The organism is Christiangramia sediminicola (assembly GCF_031344135.1).
Lineage (GTDB): Bacteria > Bacteroidota > Bacteroidia > Flavobacteriales > Flavobacteriaceae > Christiangramia > Christiangramia sediminicola.
Map to the genome: position 1 here is coordinate 178,225 of NZ_JAVJIU010000002.1, position 17,333 is coordinate 195,557.

Consider the following 17,333-nt stretch of genomic DNA (forward strand, 5'->3'; position numbering starts at 1 on the left):
TTATTTTAATTCAGAATCCAACTTCCAGTAAATGATGTTATTATATCTAGAGGAGGTAATTATATATTTCCCGTCGTTTGAAAAAGTGCCAGCCAGGTAATCTACGTTATCCGCATCACCAAAAGATTTAAGTAGTGTTCCGTCTAACTTCCATAATCGTGCTATAGCGTCTTCGCAAGCTGTCAATATATAATCGCCATCCTTAGAAAACTCTGCCTGATTGATCTCACCGCTGTGCCCATTATATTCAGTTATTAAGCTTCCATCCAGATCCCATAATGCGGCAGTTTTATCGAAGCTTGCTGTAAGTATATATTTTCCGTCAGGTGAAAAACTTGCAGAACTTACCCCGCTTTCATGGTGTTCTTTCTTAAAAATTCTTTCTCCGCTGGTTTTCCATAAAGAGAAACTACCATCACAGCTACCAAGAACGATAAGTTTATCATCTGGTGAGAATGAAGCCTGGTAAATGGTGCATTCATGTCCAGTGAATTCTCTAATTAACTCACCTTCTTTTGACCATAGTCTTGCAGTATTGTCGCCACCACCACTTAAAATATATTTTCCATCATGAGAATAGGTGATGGTTTTAACATAAATATCATCCGCTTTTACATCTTTAACCTTTGAACCATCTGTATTCCAGATGCTAAATGTCTGGTCACTACCTGCGGTTAAGAATTGCTGACTATCAGGAGAAAATTTCACATCATTTACACTTCGCTTATGAGCTTTTTTCTGAAAGATCATGTTATCGTCTTTATCCCAGATTATAAAACTATCATCTTCACTACCGGAAATTAAATAATTACCATCTGGAGACTCATCGATTCCAAGAACAAATTCAGAATGACCAGCTAAGGTTTTAGCCACTTCGCAATGCTGAGCTATACACGTGCCTGAAACTAAAATTATAAGGCATTTAAGGAATAAAATTTTTTGCATTCTCCTGAAAATTAAAGAAGAACTAAAATAGTTCTTTTCCTGATTCATTTATTAAAAATAAGTAATAGATTTAATTATTAAGCATCTGAAAGTTAGTAAGTTATGATTATTTCGTAAATTTCCTATACTAAATAAGAATCAATGCCTGAGGTTAAAAATCCTATCATTACTTATACAGGTATAAGTCAGAAAATTGTCTACGATGATGCAGATTCAACTATCCTTGATTGTTCTATAGCAAATCAAATTCCGCATCTTCATGAATGCGGTGGCAATGGCAGATGTTCTACCTGCAGGATCAGGATTCTGGAAGGGCATTCGAACTTATCTCCAAGAACCTTGAAAGAGCAACAAATGGCAGAATTCCGAAGATGGGATCCATCCATTCGCCTGGCTTGTCAATGTTACGTTAAAGGAGATGTGGATATTCAAAGGCTGGTCTGGACAAGTTCTGAAATAAATAAATTGCAACTGGAAACCATTCCTGAAGGAGAAGCCGAAGAAAGAGCAATTGCCATACTTTTCTGTGATATCAGAAATTTTACCAAGATGGCTATTGAGAACAATACTTTTGATATCGCCCATGTTTTAAATCGATTCTATACCATTATTGGTGATCCCATTTTATTCAACAATGGCGTTATTTATCAATACATAGGTGATGAAATTGTGGGTTTATTTGGCATTTCAGGAGGAACCCGGGAGAAGAATTGTCGGGATGCAGCTCGCGCAGCTTTAGGGATGTATTACGCTATTGAGCACCTAAACCATATGGAGCTTGTAGATTTTGATCTGCGTATAAAAACTGGGATTGGTATTAACTTCGGGAAGGCATTTATTGGCCACCTTGGACATCCCAAGCATAAACAATTAGCGGTAGTGGGAGATCCTATAAATACTGCAAGTAGAATACAGGCATACAATAAGGAGGTTGATGGACGCATTTTAATTTCGGAAGCAATATTCAAGAGTTTGCCTGAAGGAACCTTTGAGATCGGCCGTGAATTTACAACGCAGTTTGCCGGTCACGAACACAACAGCAAACTATATGAATTGAAAGGTTTTCAGGAAACCGATATGCAACTGGAACTTCAGAGATCTCTGGAATACCTATTTACGAATAAAGATGAATTCGCAGAAAAATTTTACACAAGGGTATTTGAAAAAGCGCCTGGAGTAAGGGCACTATTTAAAAAGAATATGCAGGACCAGGGAAGATTGCTCACTCATATGCTCGGCGGAATTGTTTATTCCCTTAGCCGGCCTGAGCATCTAGAAACCGGATTGGCATTTCTCGGCAAAAGCCATGCGCGATACGGAGTTACTAAAGATCATTATCCAGTTGTTCTAAGCTCGATGATGGAGACCATACAGGAACAGTTAGGAGATGAATGTAGCCCAAAATTGATCGAAGCCTGGGAAAAGGCATTACTCTATATCACTAATGAAATGAAAAAGTATACCAACTAATTTAGTCCTGCTTTCCGAAGGTAATAATAAAGCCATCTGGATCTTCAATATCAAAATCCCTCATCTTATAATCCCTGCTTTCAAGATCGTTTACTATATGCACAGAATTTTCCTTACAAACCTTGTTCAATTTATCAATATCATTTACAAAAACATAGAGTGCACGATGATATTTTGAAGGTCTGCCGCCATCAGATCTTTTGGTGAGATGTATTCCAACACCACCTCTTTTTACTACCGCATAATACATTGGTTCGCCCCACTCAAAGGTTTTTTCGAAGCCAAGTTTATTGGTATAAAAGTCTATAGATTGCTCTAAATTACTCACGGGAAAGATCACTGCCGAGTGGGAAAAGTTTTCTTGATTGCTCATATCTTAATTTTTTGCCTGGTTCCTGAAATAAATTTTGAGTAGGGCAATTCTCAACATGCTTCATAAAGTTAACATATTGATAATTAATATTATAGAGCTTCACTAAATATTATTTGAACTATTGTAATTAGTGCTAATTCAGAAGCATACCGATACCGATTTCAATCACCATCGCATCATAACCGTGGTTTATATCGTTTAGGTTTGCATTAGAAACGTGGCGATAGCCAATTCTGGTATCAAAATAGAAGTGCTTAAAATCTTTACTGATTCCAAATCCAAGGTTATCTGAGAAGCCAATACCTTTGGTCATTCGTTCAGTATCTTTTTCAACATAACCTGGCCCAAGGCTGGCAATAAAGTATACGCTCATATCTGGCTGAATATGTTTTCTAAATATCAAACCAAAATTCATTACGTATTCATTAAAGGTCTTAAGTGTCTTCATTTCATCTCTTCTTTCCCAGAGTGGATGCGAAGGGCCGTATATAAACCTGTCACTCGTTAGGCGATGCTTCACCGTATTGACCTCCGGTTGAAAGATAAATTCGTAATCAATAAAACGAGTAGATTTAATTTTATAAAAAATCTGGAATTTTCTTAGCTGAACCTGATAGAAGTAATCATAATCGAAAAAGATTGGGTTGTCTACACTTGCGAAACCATAATTTAGGCCTAATCTGTAAAATTTTCCATCGTATTTATTTTCCTGTGCTTTTATCTGGATAGTAAAGAAAATGCATAAAATGCATAGCAGTTTTAATTTCAAGATTTGAGTCTTTAGAGCAGTGATTTATCGGGCGGTGAAGATAGTTATATTCTGAAATATTCTGAAGGAATTTAATCTAGGCATAAGTTCTTCCAATTAATGGTTGATAATTATCAAATGAATTATGTGCAAAAACTATAATTACATAAAATATATAGATAAAAATTATAGAAATGAAATTCGTAAATTAGAAGTCTAACCGAATTTTTAATTGAATAAAATCAACTAAAACCATGGAAAATAAACATTCTGGAAGTAAGGATAATCACAAAGTATGGGAAGTAAATGAATCAAGCAAATGCCCATTTATGGGTGGTGCTCTAAATTACACTGCTGGTAAAGGAACTTCAAACCGCGACTGGTGGCCAAACCAGCTCAACCTAAATATTTTGCGTCAAAATTCAAGTTTGACCGATCCTATGGATGAAGATTTCGATTACGAAAAAGAATTCAAAAGTCTGGATCTGAAAGCTGTAAAACAAGATCTATACGATTTAATGACCGATTCTCAGGAATGGTGGCCAGCAGATTATGGTCACTATGGTCCATTCTTTATCCGTATGGCCTGGCACAGTGCAGGTACTTATCGTATTGGAGATGGTAGAGGAGGTGCAGGTTCTGGGCAACAGCGTTTCGCACCATTAAATAGCTGGCCAGATAATGCGAATCTGGATAAAGCGAGATTACTATTATGGCCTATTAAAAAGAAGTACGGTAAAAAATTATCCTGGGCCGATCTTTTAGTGCTTGCAGGAAACTGTGCACATGAATCTATGGGATTAAAAATGTTTGGATTCGCTGGTGGTAGAAAGGATGTTTGGGAACCTGAAACTGATGTATACTGGGGAGCAGAAAGTGAATGGCTTGATAATGATAAACGATATGAGAGTGGAACACTTGAAAATCCGCTAGGTGCAGCACATATGGGATTGATCTATGTAAATCCTGAAGGACATAATGGAAATCCAGATCCGGTGGAATCGGCTTCATATATTCGCGAAACTTTCGGAAGAATGGCCATGAACGATTATGAAACTGTCGCTCTAATTGCAGGAGGTCATACTTTTGGTAAGACACATGGAGCTGCAGATGCTGAAAAATATGTAGATGCTGAACCGGCAGCTGCTGGAATTGAAGAATTGGGAATGGGCTGGAAAAATAGTTTTGGAAGCGGAAAAGGAGCAGATACCATTACTAGTGGTATTGAAGGTGCATGGACCGATACACCAACTAAATGGAGTAATAAATACCTGGAGAATTTATTCAAATACGACTGGGAATGTATCAAAGGCCCGGGAGGTGCTTACCAATGGCAACCAAAAAACAATGAAGGAGCAGGAACTGTTCCAGATGCCCATGATCCTGATAAAAAACATGCTCCATTCATGTTAACTACAGACCTTTCTCTAAAATTTGATCCTGAATATGAAAAAATAGCGAGACACTTTCATGAAAATCCTGATGAGTTTGCTGATGCTTACTCAAGAGCATGGTTTAAACTGACGCACCGTGATATGGGACCAATAGAGCGTTACCTCGGTCCTGAAGTGCCAGAAGAAGAGCTTTTATGGCAGGATAGAATTCCGAAAGTTGATCATGAATTAGTAAACCAGGAAGATATTTCAGCACTAAAATCTAAAATCTCAGATTCTGGTTTATCCGTTTCAGAGCTTGTATCCACAGCATGGGGATCTGCTTCTACTTATAGAGGTTCAGATAAACGTGGAGGTGCAAATGGAGGTAGAATACGCTTGGCACCTCAAAACGGCTGGGAAGTCAATAATCCTAAACAATTGGGAAAAGTAATCCAGACGCTTGAAGGAATTCAGGAAGAATTTAATGATTCACAATCTGGTGATAAAAGAGTTTCTATTGCAGATCTTATTGTTCTGGCAGGATGTGTTGGAGTTGAAAAAGCAGCGAAAGAAGCAGGTCATGATATTACAGTTCCATTTACTCCGGGTAGAGGAGATGCTACTCAGGAACAAACTGATGTAGAAGCTTTTGAGCCTTTAGAACCAAATGCAGATGGTTTCAGAAATTATTTCAGAAACAGGGATGATATTTCAGCTTCGGCGGAAGAACTTCTGGTAGATAGAGCACAATTACTAACTCTTACTGCGCCAGAGATGACCGTTCTTGTTGGTGGTCTTAGAGCCATGGGAACAAATTATGATGGTTCTAAAAAGGGTGTTTTTACAGATAGACCTGGTCAATTGACCAACGATTTCTTCAAGAATATTCTTGATATGCGTCTAACCTGGAAGAAAACTTCAGATTCTGAAACTGAATTTAATGGAAGTGATCGTACAACCGGAGATGTAAAATGGACAGGAACCAGAGCCGATCTTATTTTTGGATCAAATTCTGAATTGAGAGCGATCACCGAAGTTTATGGAACAGATGATGCGGAAGCAAAATTTGTAAAAGACTTTGTAAAAGCTTGGGATAAAGTGATGAATCTTGATAGATTCGATCTGAAATAATCGGTTTTATAATTAAATTAAAAGGTGGCTCATGAGCCACCTTTTTTATTTTCTGAATGTATTTGCTGATTTCGGAACTAATAGTGCTCGTTTTTGAACCTAGAATTGATTATTTTGCAATCTAAATCTATCGTCATGAAAAATCTATTTATCATCAGCTTTATATTTTTAAGCATCTCTGTCTTTGCACAGAATGGAACTCCTGAAGATTATCTTTCCTCAGAATTTCACAAGAGCAGAAGAGAAGCTTTACGTGCTAAAATGCCGGCAAATTCTGTAGCTGTATTTTTTGCTAATCCGGTGAGAAATCGGGCAAACGATGTAGATTTTGTATATCATCAGGATCCCGATTTTTATTACCTGACAGGTTATAAAGAACCTCATGCGGTGCTGGTAATATTTTCAGAAGAGCAGCAAGGTGAAAATGGAAATTATGATGAAATGCTTTATGTTCAGGAAAAAAATCCACGTGCCGAAATGTGGACGGGATATAGACTCGGTGTAGAAGGAGCAAAGGAAGATCTTGGTTTTAGTACGGTCTTTAATGGAAAGGAATTTTTAAATAATGACATCGATTTCTCTCAATTTGAAAGCGTTTTACATAAACCTTTCAGTAATGATTATAGAGATTCAAGAGATCCCGCAGATCTGGCAAGTCTCATTGAGACCTTCAAAAATCAGGTGAATGTAAAAACGATCAATAGTAAGAGCACTGGACCACTGGGTGTTGAGGTTAAACAGGATGTAAGCCCGGAATCTGAAGTTAGTATAGATACTGAAAGCCTTAGAACCTTCATGGGAGAATTGAGACAGATCAAAACTCCTGAAGAAATGAAATTGCTTAAAAAAGCGGTTCGTATTTCAGCAATGGGTCAGGTTGAAGTAATGAAAGCTATGCACCCTGGAATGTCTGAAACTGAAGTTCAGGGATTACACGAATATGTTTACAAAAAATATGGCAGTGAATATGAGGGATATCCTTCTATCGTTGGTGCCGGTAATAATGGTTGTGTGCTGCATTATATTGAAAACAATAAGACTAAACTGGAGCAGGACCTGGTGTTAATGGATCTTGGCGCAGAATATCACGGTTATACTGCCGATGTTACCCGAACAATTCCTGCAAATGGAAAATTTAATACCGAACAAAAAGCAATTTATGACCTGGTTTATGAAGCTCAGGAAGCTGGAATTGCAGCTGCAGTAGTTGGAAATAATTCGTCAGACACGCATAAAGCCGGTTTAGAAATCATCAACCAGGGACTTGCAGATCTTGGAATTATTGCATCGCCAGAAGCAAAACATATGTATTTCCCACACGGAACTTCACATCATATTGGTCTTGACGTTCATGATTTAAATTCAAGAGGAAGTTTTCAGCCAAATATGGTGATCACTGTAGAGCCTGGAATCTATATTCCGGAAGGAAGTGATTGCGACGAAAAATGGTGGGGAATTGCCGTAAGAATCGAAGATGATATCCTGATCACTGAAAACGGTCCGGTAAACCTTTCAGCGGAAGCACCAAGAAAGTCTGAAGAGATCGAAGCAATGATGAAAAAACCTTCAGTTTTTGATGAACTGGAACTACCAGCTTTAGATTAATTAATCTAAAGTTTCGTCAGTCTTATCCAGGAATCTCTTTATTGCTGAAAGCGCTTCTTCAGGATTATCGTTTAAAGTCGCGTGACCAGAATTGCTGATTTCTACGAATTCAGCACCTGGAACCATTTGTTGATATTCCTTTACTGTAGATGGTATTGCTTCATCAAATTCTCCAGTAATAAATAAAACCGGAACTTTTACCTCAGAAAGCTTATCAATTCTGTCATAGTTTAGAAGCGTTCCCGTGGCGGTGAATTCACTTGGCCCCCACATATATTCATAGACATTTGTGCCGAAGTATTTACTGGCAGTATCTTTCTGAGCCTGAGAGCGATCTTTTCTTCTAAGGAATTTACTGTAAAATAGAGTGACCGCATCCTGGTATTCAGGATTACTGAAAGTTTTATTTTCTTCGTTCGTTCTAATGATCTTTTGAATGGAATCAGGAAGAGTTGTTACCAGTTCATTGGCATCCCTGATCCATCTTTTGGTACTGAAATACGGACTGCTAAAAATGATACCTTCAACATGTTCGGGATATTTTAGATAATACTCCAGGCCTAAAGCGGTTCCCCAGGATTGTCCGTGTAAATAGACTTTATCAACGTCAAGTTCTTTTCTAACCTGTTCTACTTCATCAATATATCGCTCTACGGTCATCAAGGTGGTATCAGTGATCCTATCAGACCTTCCGCTGCCTAACTGGTCATAAAAGATAACCGGACGATCTTCACTGATTTTCTTATATGGTTCAAAACCGAAACTTGAGGAGCCAGGACCACCGTGTAATAATAGTACGGGCGTATTAGCCCCTTTACCATTAATTCTATACCAAACCTTTCCTCCGTTCACTTCAACATAACCTTCACCTTCCTGAATCTGTTTTTCCTTTTCGGTTTCTTTACAACCAATTAATACGCTTAATACTAAAAAAGATATAATTGATATTGATCTGAAATTCATGTTGAATATTTTGGTACGTGGCAATTTAAATAATTTCAGGCGAAATCAATGGAAAGCTAGGTCGGCTTCATCTTCAATAAAGAAAATCACTATCGCTAAGACTAAAATTGGGACAATAAGTAAGCCAACAAGTGAGAACCAATTAGAGATGATCCCTTCATTTTTAAGGAGAAATAATCCCTCGCCTAAAGGACCATTTGAAAAAATGGTATTTAGAGTAAAGTTCCATCCCAAGTGTAAACCGATTGGTAATGCTATAGATCGGGTTTTCTTAAAAGCTAAGGCCCAGGCGTATCCCATCATTCCTGTTCCCAGGAAAATTACAAGCATTGGTATTAAATTTCCGAATATTCCCATGGAAAACCAGTGATAAATCCCGAAAGCCGATGCAGATATGATTAAGGCGGTACCTGTTTTGATGCGTTGTAGAAGGATGAATAACAGTGCACCTCTAAATATGAGCTCTTCAAATATCACCGATTTCAGGTCCCAGAAAAAATAACTCCATAACTGCAGTAATTTGAAATCATCATTATAGATCCAAGAGGTGTTTCTTAGAGATGCTTCAAGTAATTGAACTACCAGGCATATAATTCCGGTAATCAGAAAACCAAGGAAAAATTGTTTAACTCTTTTAGATAAGGGTAAAAAGCCAAGAGCAAGAATGCTCCTTTTCTCAAAAAAATATAAAAGGATCCAGGAAATTAATAATTCAGTTAATAAACCTATCATTTATTCACTTTAGTATTTTAAGAACTGAATTATAAATAATGCTCACATTAAATTTTTAAATGCTTAGATTTTTTTCGAAGACATTAATGCGGTGTTTCAGTTTCAGGATATTCTCCAAATTCTGCCCGAAATCAATTATAGTCAGCGGAAATTTAGGTTGACTGCTTATCTTATATTGATCTTTTTCCAACCTTTCAATAGTAATGATATCGCCCCAGGATTTTCCAACATAACCTGTCTTGATCTGTATTAAATTTGAAACCTGATCCAATTTAACTTCCCGGTAATAATCTCTCATCTCAATTTGCTCAAAAATCTTTTCAAGATCTAGATTGGATTGAAATTTTCTAGTATGCTTTACATCAAGATCTGCCTCTACAATTCCGTATTCTCTGGCAATTCTTTTTACTTCATACCTGAGATAGGAAACCAGAACTATGGTCATCGCAAATCCGAAAATTGCGCAGCCTTCAATAATGTCATAAAAGCTAAATTCTCTTACGGTAACAAGATCTAGAAAACTTAGTAATAGGCCGTAAATAATGGTGACTACACAAAAATACTTAAGAGAAATCTTTAATAATTTATTCATAACAAATGTAGAGGTTGTATAGGGCTTTAGGTTGCTAATATCTGAATATTGTCTGAATTTCAACAACTTGATTTTAAGTTCCAATTTGCATCTACAATGTATAATCTAAATATTCTTTAAGATAAATAAGGATTATAATGGTAATACCGATAGATGCCAGCATCATTTTAAACTGTCGGTTAAGCTCTGTCCTGGCTTTGTGCCTTATGGCGGTCAAGAGTAATTCGAGATCCTCCTCACTGATCTCCATTAAGCCTAAGCCATCATTCCTGGGTTTATCGACATAAATATTATCGCGTATGTCTTCCTTGAACTTTGGTCGATTAGAATATAATAAAGACTTGTTATGTTCGTGCAGGCTTTTCGGACCTCTTTCAACAGCCATAGAATATAATTTAGATAGTAGTTAGTTCACATTCAAATATTTGGATGCGCCTATCTAAAGTTAGTTAAAATAATCTAAGGTAATAGAAGATCTCACTTTCCGCGCAAATAGGAACTTTTATCAAACTGGCCTGATCATACTTCAATCATAACTGTTTTATAATTGAAACCGTTTAATCAATGGTTTCTATTTTCAAATTTTCAGATTAATAAAGTCCGTTTAAATAGTCTTTTTCTTCAGATAAACGTTGAATCTTCATTTCAACGGTGAGGCTGTCATTTAATTTCCCCTGAATATGCTCAGAACTAATGATTTTGCCTTTGAATAGATTATTTTTCGTATTGCCTTCCGTTTTGAAGAACATTCGTAGGCTATCATTTCTAACAAAGTAACTTCCCTTGTATAAACTGTCATTTACAGATAATACAGATTGTCCATTATATTCAAAGAAAATCATGGGTACAGAACCTAATTTTCCTTTATCCAGAAGCTTTTTCTCATTTTCGATCTTCAAGTTATAAATCCTGTAGCTACCAACAACTTCATCATTCACGTCGTTTTTCAAATTTTGGGCGTATAAAAAATATACAATCGGAAAAACCAGGATATAGATAAAGGGTAAAATTTTTGAAAATTTGCTTCCTTTAGGGCTGCTAGCGGAATTCAATTTACCACCAAGCCTAATAAAGAACTGATAAAGGTCTTTTCGATACTCCAGCAATAATAAAAGACTTAAGCCCAGATCGAGGCTAATGTGCTGAATAGCAAAATCTATATCAAATTCAATATTCAGGATTAGAATATTTATACAAACTCCCAGTGAGATCAATAAAGCGATGAGCCTCGTTCTTTTGAAAACGACTAGAATACCGATGAGGATTTCCATTAATCCTATAAAGAGATTATAATTATAAGATCTACCAAAGAAGGACCACATATGCTGATATTTGGAAATTTCGGCCAGTGGCATGAAGGCTTCATGATGTAAGATCCGGAATTGCATGTGGAGCAATTTTGGAATGGCAAAAGCGATCATTTTAATGGATAAATAATAAATGGCCAGGTATTTTAGAACCTGGAGGATCTTTTTAGAGATTGGATTACTCAAGATGGAGTTATTTTTTGGTTAGTAATGCATTATCGGATGCACTCAATTAACGGTCTCGAGTAATAAATGTTGTGCTGGATCAGGTTAACAAAGAAGCTGAGGACTCATGGCAAATGTATGATGAGGACTAAGTTTCTGGAAAACAGGATTTAAGAATTTAATTATTGAGTTTTTGTATTTATTATTTCCGAAGAATTTTTTCCATGGATTTGCCTCTGGCAAGCTCATCTATAAGTTTATCCATATACCTGATCTTCTGCATTAATTCGTCCTCAATTTCCTCTACACGATAGCCGCAAATAAGCCCTTTAATTTTATCGACATTTGGATTGATCTGTGGCGCCTGGGCAAAGAAATTTTCAAAATCGTTTTTTTGTTTTATCTGATTTTCCAGTGCATCCTGATCATAACCGGTTAACCAGCGAATAATCAGATCTACTTCCCCTTTGGTACGACCCTTTTTCTCAGCTTTTGTGATGTAATGAGGATATACACTGGCAAATGGCATTTTGAAAATACGGTGATTCTTCATACGCTGAATTTAATTGGAACTTAATTTTTAAAAATTAACTCTGTCCATGATCATTTGCTTTAGTCTTGAACTGTCATCAACATAAAGAGCGATATTTCTATAGGTTTTTCTTGTGCCATAAAGACCAATAATTTCCTCATCATTTTTTAAATGAATAATCATATTATGACTTTCAAGATCTCCCAGAATAGAAAGCTTAACCGTATTATCTTCTTTCTCAAGGTCTTTAGAGCTTAGCTCAATTTCAGCGATATCCTTTAATTGAATTGTAGTTTCAGCCATAATGCCATAATTCAGAAACAAGGCGGAATTGGTCAACTGAATTGGTCTCTTTGGCATAGATCTTAAAAAGCCGAAAATCTGAATTGCAGTATATAGACTTAGAATGCTCAGTATCCAGGCAGCCAGGCTGCTCCACATATTCAGAAGTAAATGAAGAACAACCGTTTCAACGATCACCAGGAAAATCAACGTTACAAGTAAAGCCATAGTTCCGCTTTGCTTGTGATAAGTAAACTCATTCATTTTTAATTTCCTGGTTTTCCAATTCAGGAAGCCATAATAAAAAACACCAATTTCCATCGCCATTGGCATTACCAGTCTTTTTGGAAAAAGTTCAACGCAGGTATTTTTTAGAGCCAAAAAGAAATCTGGATGTTCAGTTTTCGTTTCCTGAAACTTATTGATTGCCGAACGAACTTTATAAATAATATAACCGATCACACCTAATTCTATTACCGGTAAGGCCCAGGATTTAAATAGGTTTAAATAATATTGATTTTCTGAAGGCAGAATGAAATAACCTAAAACAAGTCCGATAAAGATCATGGGAACGATCGTTGTCTTCGGAATTTGGGTTTTTCTAATCAGTATTGAATAGAGGAGGGGTGTTGTTAGCAAAATATCTGCGGTAATGCCTATAGAAATAAGATCAGGGTTGTTCTGAAAATATTCAGATCCAGCCAGGAATATCATTGCGATGAAAATGGTAAAAGGTAAACCAAAAATTAGAAGATTCCTGTTGATACTTTTTTCAAGCATAAGGCTAAACTTTACAGATCAATTTATTTCCTGAAAAGATCAGGTTTGTCGACTTAAATTTACCATTCTTTTCTCTCTTTTGGTAATTATAAAATAGGCAACTACGAGGTTTGGAACCCAACTTAACCAACCAACGATCCTGTATGCTATAATGAAATCACCTGTGGCCGAAATAAGAATAGGTAACCAGATACGGAGCGTGACCGCCGAAAAACAAATAGCGTAGCTAAAAATCATCAGGTTCTGATGTAATTTTATGTTCCCTTTAGTAATCGCAATATATGCACCAATGGTTGTGCCCAGCCAGATCAACGCACTCAGGCTGAATCCAATGATATTTGATATTCCGCCAGTAGCAAATTGCGCGATATAAAATCCGCAGATACCGCTGATAATGACAGAAAATAAATAGATCCTTCCTATATTTCGATGGATTTTGATCCTCTTTTTCCTGATCCTGGAACTAAATTGCGTCCAGCCGATAAGCAAGGCAAGACCGCCAGGAACAATATGACCGTAGAAGGCATAATTCCATATCTGGTCACTGAGTAATGCATCGGTTTTTGAAGCTAGCAAACCGAAATTACGATCTGCGACAAAATAAATGATTGGGTATAGACCAATGCTTATACATAAGATTCCGAAAAACATCCATTTGGAATTATAAACTAACTTTTTCACGATAATTTGATGAATTTCAAGATGATTAACTGGCAAGAAAATTACCCCTAAATATTAAAACATCAAAATGAAAATAAATTTTAAACGATTGTAATTCAGATTGTTGATCTAAGGTGAAGCTAGATTATGTTTTAAAAATAACTTAAATCACAATAATAACAATGGTGCGATAAAACCGATACGAACCTCATTTTTGTTATAACTGCGAACGCCATAAGTTTCTTCAGCAAAACTTGAATAATCATAATATCTGCCAATATAAGCCAGGTAAAATCTTAGATCCAGTTTTTTAAAGGGACTGTAGTAGATGGTTGGAATGGCACCGTAACTGGTCCTGATATGATCATTACTGCTTTTTACATTATCATAAGCAGTGCTAGTCATTAAGGTTAGAAGACCTCTAAATTTTGGGCTGAATTGATATTCAGCACGCATCCAATTCTCCATATATGAAACATCTTCAGATACCTGTTCGTTACTAATTACACCAGTAATAATTCCTTTGGTATCCACTTCTTCATAGCTATAATGAAAATCGTACATGATGCTCAGGTTCTCATTTTCGTATTTATGACCAAGCGTAATAAATGTAGTTCCCCTGCTTTTCACTTCATAAGAATGGCTTAAACTATAAATGGTCTGAAGCTTACCATCAAAGAAGCTTCCACGCCAGTTACCAACAAAAGCGACTGGCCAATCCGGTTCTTCTATATTATCTGCTTCAATATCGCCATAAAGATCATCGTAGTGTGTGGTACGTGAATTTAAAACCTGGAAACCAAATTTATGATCTTCAGTGGCCTGGTATGTAATACCCGCACCGGTAACAAAGGCAAGTGCATTTCCATAAATATCATTGTATTCAAGAACATCCAGAGCACTGAACTCATATTCGTAACCACCATAGAACGCGGTCATTCGGCCTAATAACAAATTAAATTTCGGACTCAATTTTACGTCTATATAAGCCAACTCAATATTACCACCAAGTCGATCTAGTGTTTGCACGTCACTGTTCTTATTGAATCGATTCCGGAATTGAAAGCTCAATCTTTCATGAAGTTTCCCGGAAATTCCCAAAGCCGTAAATCCGTTGGAGAATTGCAGCCCATTATAGTAATTGTCGCCTCCTCTAAAGGTATAAGCCTGGTATTCCATACGCATCCCGAAGGTTATATTGATATTCTTAAGTAGTTCAATTTTATCTGCCGGGATCAAAGGTTCCTGGATACTGTCTCTCTGCTGAGAAAAACCAGGAAGCGATATCAATAAAAATGCAAAAAATGCGAAGAGACGTTTCATAGATTAAATGGTATTAAAGATTTAATCATTCGATTATTCAAAGTTTGAAAGGTCATTCGGTAGGATTTGGTTGTAAGGAATTACTGCTATCTGCAGCTTGTTATAGAAATTTACTAAAATTTACTGGAATAAAGGGGATGAGAGTTCCTATAAGAATATGGAGATATAGATTTTTTATTCCAGGACCTGCCTTTTTGATGAGAATTTTTCCTGGATGGCGTTGGAAATGTAATAGGATTTGGAATTAAAGGAAAGACCAGGACTATGGGTAGAAAAACAATAAATATTAAATTGCTCCAGTGCTATCTTTTTAGCCTGAAAGTATTTCTTCAGGTTCGTTGCTGGTTCCATTTCCAGGTTTAATTGGTATAGGTGGAGCTGGTAAGATATCCATATTCCTGAAGGTCTTTTTCATTTCTAATTTCCTTCAAATTACCATTACTAAGAAATAAAATCTTATCTGAGATCTTTAGCACATTTTCATAATCATGATCAGTGATTATAAACCCCTTGTTTGATTTTTCTTCATTCACAATTTTCAGAATATAATCTCTAACCAACGGACTAACGCCTTCAAATGGTTCATCGAGAAGAATAAATTTAGCTTCAGAGTAAATTAAAAGCAATATCTCAAGAATCCTTTTCTCACCTCCCGATAGGTTTTGAAATTTCCTATCTAATAATGGTTTTACATGTTCGTTATTCAGCAAGAATTCTCTGCGTTGACTTTGAAGAAAAAGCTTTATGATCGTTAGAACTTTTAATTCCGTAGGCAAAAAATTATTTTGCGGAAGGTAATTTATCAGGTTCCTGGAGTCTCCAAGATTCCTGATCATCTTTTTATTCACCTTCACATATTTATTTTCAGCATTCTCTATTCCGAAGATAATCTTTAACAACGTAGATTTTCCTGATCCGTTTCTCCCAATCAAACCTACTGTTTCGCCCTGATTGCAGGACAGAAAAATATCACTAAGGATTAACTTGTCCCCATATGATTTTCTAATACTGTCTGCTTGCAGATGATTCATAATAAGAGGAAAATTAAAAAGATAAATAAACCAGTAATCATGGTAGAAATCCACAATTTTGATTTGCTAAGGCCCAAATTGAAGTAATAATAATATTCGTGATTGTCCCGCACATCATAAATGAAAAAGTGAATTAGCGGACTTACCAGTAGATAGTATAATCCGATCTTATCATACCCAACGGTTACTATCCCTACAACTATAGAGAAAATAAGGGACAGGCTAAAGATCTTTCTTTGAAAGAGTAGTATGTTTTTAACTATTCTGATGCTTTAAATTTTTTAAAAGACAGCGTAGTGGAGTTTTTATCGCCCGTGATATTCCATATCAGGTATTTTTTCTCCATTTTTCAGATACCGGTCAAACCAGCTTATCACCTGTGAATTGACTTCGTCCTTATGTTCTGAAATTCCATGGTCACCACCTTCAAACATTATAAGTCTGTACGGAACTCGATATTTCTCAAATTCCAGCGCCATTTTTAAACTTTGCTCGGGTTTTACCCTCCAGTCTGATGTGCCATGCAACATTAGAATTGGAGTGTCTTTCGGAAATTTATCAGCCCAGTTGATCGCTGATCTTTTCTCCAATTCAATTTCTTTGTTCTTTTCATATTCAGGGATCAATTCGGCAATAACATTAGTTTCCATTTCCGGGCGGTCTTCAATTGTAGTTGAAATATCAGAAACGGCACCTCCAACCACGGCGGCCTTTATATTTTTCATTTTGGTTAATGCGATATACGTCATCATACCACCACGACTCCAGCCATACATCCCGATATTTTCTGTATCTGCAGATTCCACTTCTTTCAATACTTCGGTAAGAATACTAATATCGTTAACTTCTTTTCCTCCAAATTCTTCCATTCCTTCACCACCAGCATTTCCTCGATATTGACTGGCGATGACAACATATCCTTCCTTTGCGATCTTTCCAAAGGTAATGGCGCCATGAGCTATGACCAGCGCTCCAAAATCCCTGTTTCCACCGCGATTATATATTATTGAAGGATAATTCCCTTCTTTTTTTGGCTTTACCAAAAGTCCCTTCACTTTTAAACCATCGCTCATATAGGTAATCGTGTAGATCTCAATATCATCCAGATATGCAAATTCACTTGTCCATTCCACCTTACCATTTACTTCTTCTGTTAGCTGGGGATATATTGGATATTTTGATAGGTCAGAAATCAGATCCTGTTGAATGATCAATTGATTTGAATCCTGAGAATTACAATTGATAAAAATCAGGCAGAAGATTACAAGTCTGAAATATTTCATGAAAGGAATAATTAATTGAAAAAATACCACCAGGG

General features: G+C 36.4%; 18 protein-coding genes. 3 read left to right on the forward strand and 15 right to left on the reverse strand.

Annotation, left to right across the window (positions count from 1 at the left end):
- On the reverse strand, positions 1–945 hold the full coding sequence (locus tag RE431_RS04615; RefSeq protein ID WP_309560793.1) for a WD40 repeat domain-containing protein: 945 nt from the start codon (positions 943–945) through the stop codon (positions 1–3).
- Between the two features lie 141 nt (positions 946–1,086).
- Here RE431_RS04615 and RE431_RS04620 point away from each other — a divergent pair, with 141 nt between their 5' ends.
- The gene (locus tag RE431_RS04620) at positions 1,087–2,415 is read left to right on the forward strand and encodes an adenylate/guanylate cyclase domain-containing protein (RefSeq protein WP_309560794.1); all 1,329 of its coding nucleotides are present in this window, start codon (positions 1,087–1,089) and stop codon (positions 2,413–2,415) included.
- Between the two features lies 1 nt (position 2,416).
- On the opposite strand, the gene RE431_RS04625 is transcribed toward RE431_RS04620, so the two are convergent.
- Positions 2,417–2,788 (reverse strand): VOC family protein, encoded by a 372-nt coding sequence (locus RE431_RS04625; RefSeq protein WP_309560795.1) that lies wholly within the window; start codon positions 2,786–2,788, stop codon positions 2,417–2,419.
- Between the two features lie 133 nt (positions 2,789–2,921).
- A complete protein-coding gene (locus tag RE431_RS04630; RefSeq protein ID WP_309560796.1) occupies positions 2,922–3,557 on the reverse strand; it encodes an acyloxyacyl hydrolase in 636 nt (211 codons plus the stop codon).
- Positions 3,558–3,790: 233 nt separating this feature from the next.
- Between RE431_RS04630 and katG the strand changes: the two genes are divergently transcribed.
- On the forward strand, positions 3,791–6,043 hold the full coding sequence (katG, locus tag RE431_RS04635; protein WP_309560797.1) for a catalase/peroxidase HPI: 2,253 nt from the start codon (positions 3,791–3,793) through the stop codon (positions 6,041–6,043).
- Positions 6,044–6,178: 135 nt separating this feature from the next.
- Positions 6,179–7,648, forward strand: a complete 1,470-nt coding sequence (locus RE431_RS04640; RefSeq protein WP_309560798.1) for an aminopeptidase P N-terminal domain-containing protein — start codon at positions 6,179–6,181, stop codon at positions 7,646–7,648.
- On the opposite strand, the gene RE431_RS04645 is transcribed toward RE431_RS04640, so the two are convergent.
- From RE431_RS04645 to RE431_RS04700, 12 genes are all read right to left on the reverse strand, one after another.
- Complete coding sequence (locus tag RE431_RS04645; protein WP_309560799.1) at positions 7,649–8,611, reverse strand: proline iminopeptidase-family hydrolase; 963 nt, start codon at positions 8,609–8,611, stop codon at positions 7,649–7,651.
- Positions 8,612–8,656: 45 nt separating this feature from the next.
- Positions 8,657–9,343, reverse strand: a complete 687-nt coding sequence (locus RE431_RS04650) for a CPBP family intramembrane glutamic endopeptidase (protein WP_309560800.1) — start codon at positions 9,341–9,343, stop codon at positions 8,657–8,659.
- A 55-nt stretch (positions 9,344–9,398) separates the two neighbouring features.
- Complete coding sequence (locus tag RE431_RS04655) at positions 9,399–9,935, reverse strand: hypothetical protein (RefSeq protein WP_309560801.1); 537 nt, start codon at positions 9,933–9,935, stop codon at positions 9,399–9,401.
- A 91-nt stretch (positions 9,936–10,026) separates the two neighbouring features.
- Positions 10,027–10,320 (reverse strand): hypothetical protein, encoded by a 294-nt coding sequence (locus RE431_RS04660; protein ID WP_309560802.1) that lies wholly within the window; start codon positions 10,318–10,320, stop codon positions 10,027–10,029.
- 205 nt (positions 10,321–10,525) lie between these two features.
- A complete protein-coding gene (locus tag RE431_RS04665; RefSeq protein WP_309560803.1) occupies positions 10,526–11,428 on the reverse strand; it encodes a hypothetical protein in 903 nt (300 codons plus the stop codon).
- Between the two features lie 181 nt (positions 11,429–11,609).
- The gene (locus RE431_RS04670; protein ID WP_309560804.1) at positions 11,610–11,960 is read right to left on the reverse strand and encodes a DUF2200 domain-containing protein; all 351 of its coding nucleotides are present in this window, start codon (positions 11,958–11,960) and stop codon (positions 11,610–11,612) included.
- A 27-nt stretch (positions 11,961–11,987) separates the two neighbouring features.
- Positions 11,988–13,001, reverse strand: coding sequence for a hypothetical protein (locus tag RE431_RS04675; protein WP_309560805.1), 1,014 nt, complete (start codon positions 12,999–13,001; stop codon positions 11,988–11,990).
- A 39-nt stretch (positions 13,002–13,040) separates the two neighbouring features.
- Entirely contained in the window at positions 13,041–13,682 is a 642-nt protein-coding gene (locus RE431_RS04680) for a DUF2306 domain-containing protein (protein WP_309560806.1), read from the reverse strand.
- Between the two features lie 147 nt (positions 13,683–13,829).
- Positions 13,830–14,984, reverse strand: coding sequence for a porin (locus RE431_RS04685; protein WP_309560807.1), 1,155 nt, complete (start codon positions 14,982–14,984; stop codon positions 13,830–13,832).
- Between the two features lie 174 nt (positions 14,985–15,158).
- Positions 15,159–15,335, reverse strand: a complete 177-nt coding sequence (locus tag RE431_RS04690) for a hypothetical protein (RefSeq protein ID WP_309560808.1) — start codon at positions 15,333–15,335, stop codon at positions 15,159–15,161.
- 8 nt (positions 15,336–15,343) lie between these two features.
- Positions 15,344–16,015: an ATP-binding cassette domain-containing protein gene (locus tag RE431_RS04695; protein WP_309560809.1), complete on the reverse strand. Its 672-nt coding sequence runs from the start codon at positions 16,013–16,015 to the stop codon at positions 15,344–15,346.
- Positions 16,016–16,320: 305 nt separating this feature from the next.
- A complete protein-coding gene (locus RE431_RS04700) occupies positions 16,321–17,298 on the reverse strand; it encodes an alpha/beta hydrolase family protein (protein ID WP_309560810.1) in 978 nt (325 codons plus the stop codon).
- Between the last annotated feature and the right edge of the window lie 35 nt (positions 17,299–17,333).

Bases quoted from the DNA above. Each gene is read 5' to 3' on its own strand.
- RE431_RS04615 (WP_309560793.1), bottom strand. From the start codon at position 945: ATGCAAAAAATTTTATTCCTTAAATGCCTTATAATTTTAGTTTCAGGC.
- RE431_RS04620 (WP_309560794.1), top strand. From the start codon at position 1,087: ATGCCTGAGGTTAAAAATCCTATCATTACTTATACAGGTATAAGTCAG.
- RE431_RS04625 (WP_309560795.1), bottom strand. From the start codon at position 2,788: ATGAGCAATCAAGAAAACTTTTCCCACTCGGCAGTGATCTTTCCCGTG.
- katG (WP_309560797.1), top strand. From the start codon at position 3,791: ATGGAAAATAAACATTCTGGAAGTAAGGATAATCACAAAGTATGGGAA.
- RE431_RS04640 (WP_309560798.1), top strand. From the start codon at position 6,179: ATGAAAAATCTATTTATCATCAGCTTTATATTTTTAAGCATCTCTGTC.
- RE431_RS04645 (WP_309560799.1), bottom strand. From the start codon at position 8,611: ATGAATTTCAGATCAATATCAATTATATCTTTTTTAGTATTAAGCGTA.
- RE431_RS04650 (WP_309560800.1), bottom strand. From the start codon at position 9,343: ATGATAGGTTTATTAACTGAATTATTAATTTCCTGGATCCTTTTATAT.
- RE431_RS04655 (WP_309560801.1), bottom strand. From the start codon at position 9,935: ATGAATAAATTATTAAAGATTTCTCTTAAGTATTTTTGTGTAGTCACC.
- RE431_RS04660 (WP_309560802.1), bottom strand. From the start codon at position 10,320: ATGGCTGTTGAAAGAGGTCCGAAAAGCCTGCACGAACATAACAAGTCT.
- RE431_RS04670 (WP_309560804.1), bottom strand. From the start codon at position 11,960: ATGAAGAATCACCGTATTTTCAAAATGCCATTTGCCAGTGTATATCCT.
- RE431_RS04675 (WP_309560805.1), bottom strand. From the start codon at position 13,001: ATGCTTGAAAAAAGTATCAACAGGAATCTTCTAATTTTTGGTTTACCT.
- RE431_RS04685 (WP_309560807.1), bottom strand. From the start codon at position 14,984: ATGAAACGTCTCTTCGCATTTTTTGCATTTTTATTGATATCGCTTCCT.
- RE431_RS04690 (WP_309560808.1), bottom strand. From the start codon at position 15,335: ATGGAACCAGCAACGAACCTGAAGAAATACTTTCAGGCTAAAAAGATA.
- RE431_RS04695 (WP_309560809.1), bottom strand. From the start codon at position 16,015: ATGAATCATCTGCAAGCAGACAGTATTAGAAAATCATATGGGGACAAG.
- RE431_RS04700 (WP_309560810.1), bottom strand. From the start codon at position 17,298: ATGAAATATTTCAGACTTGTAATCTTCTGCCTGATTTTTATCAATTGT.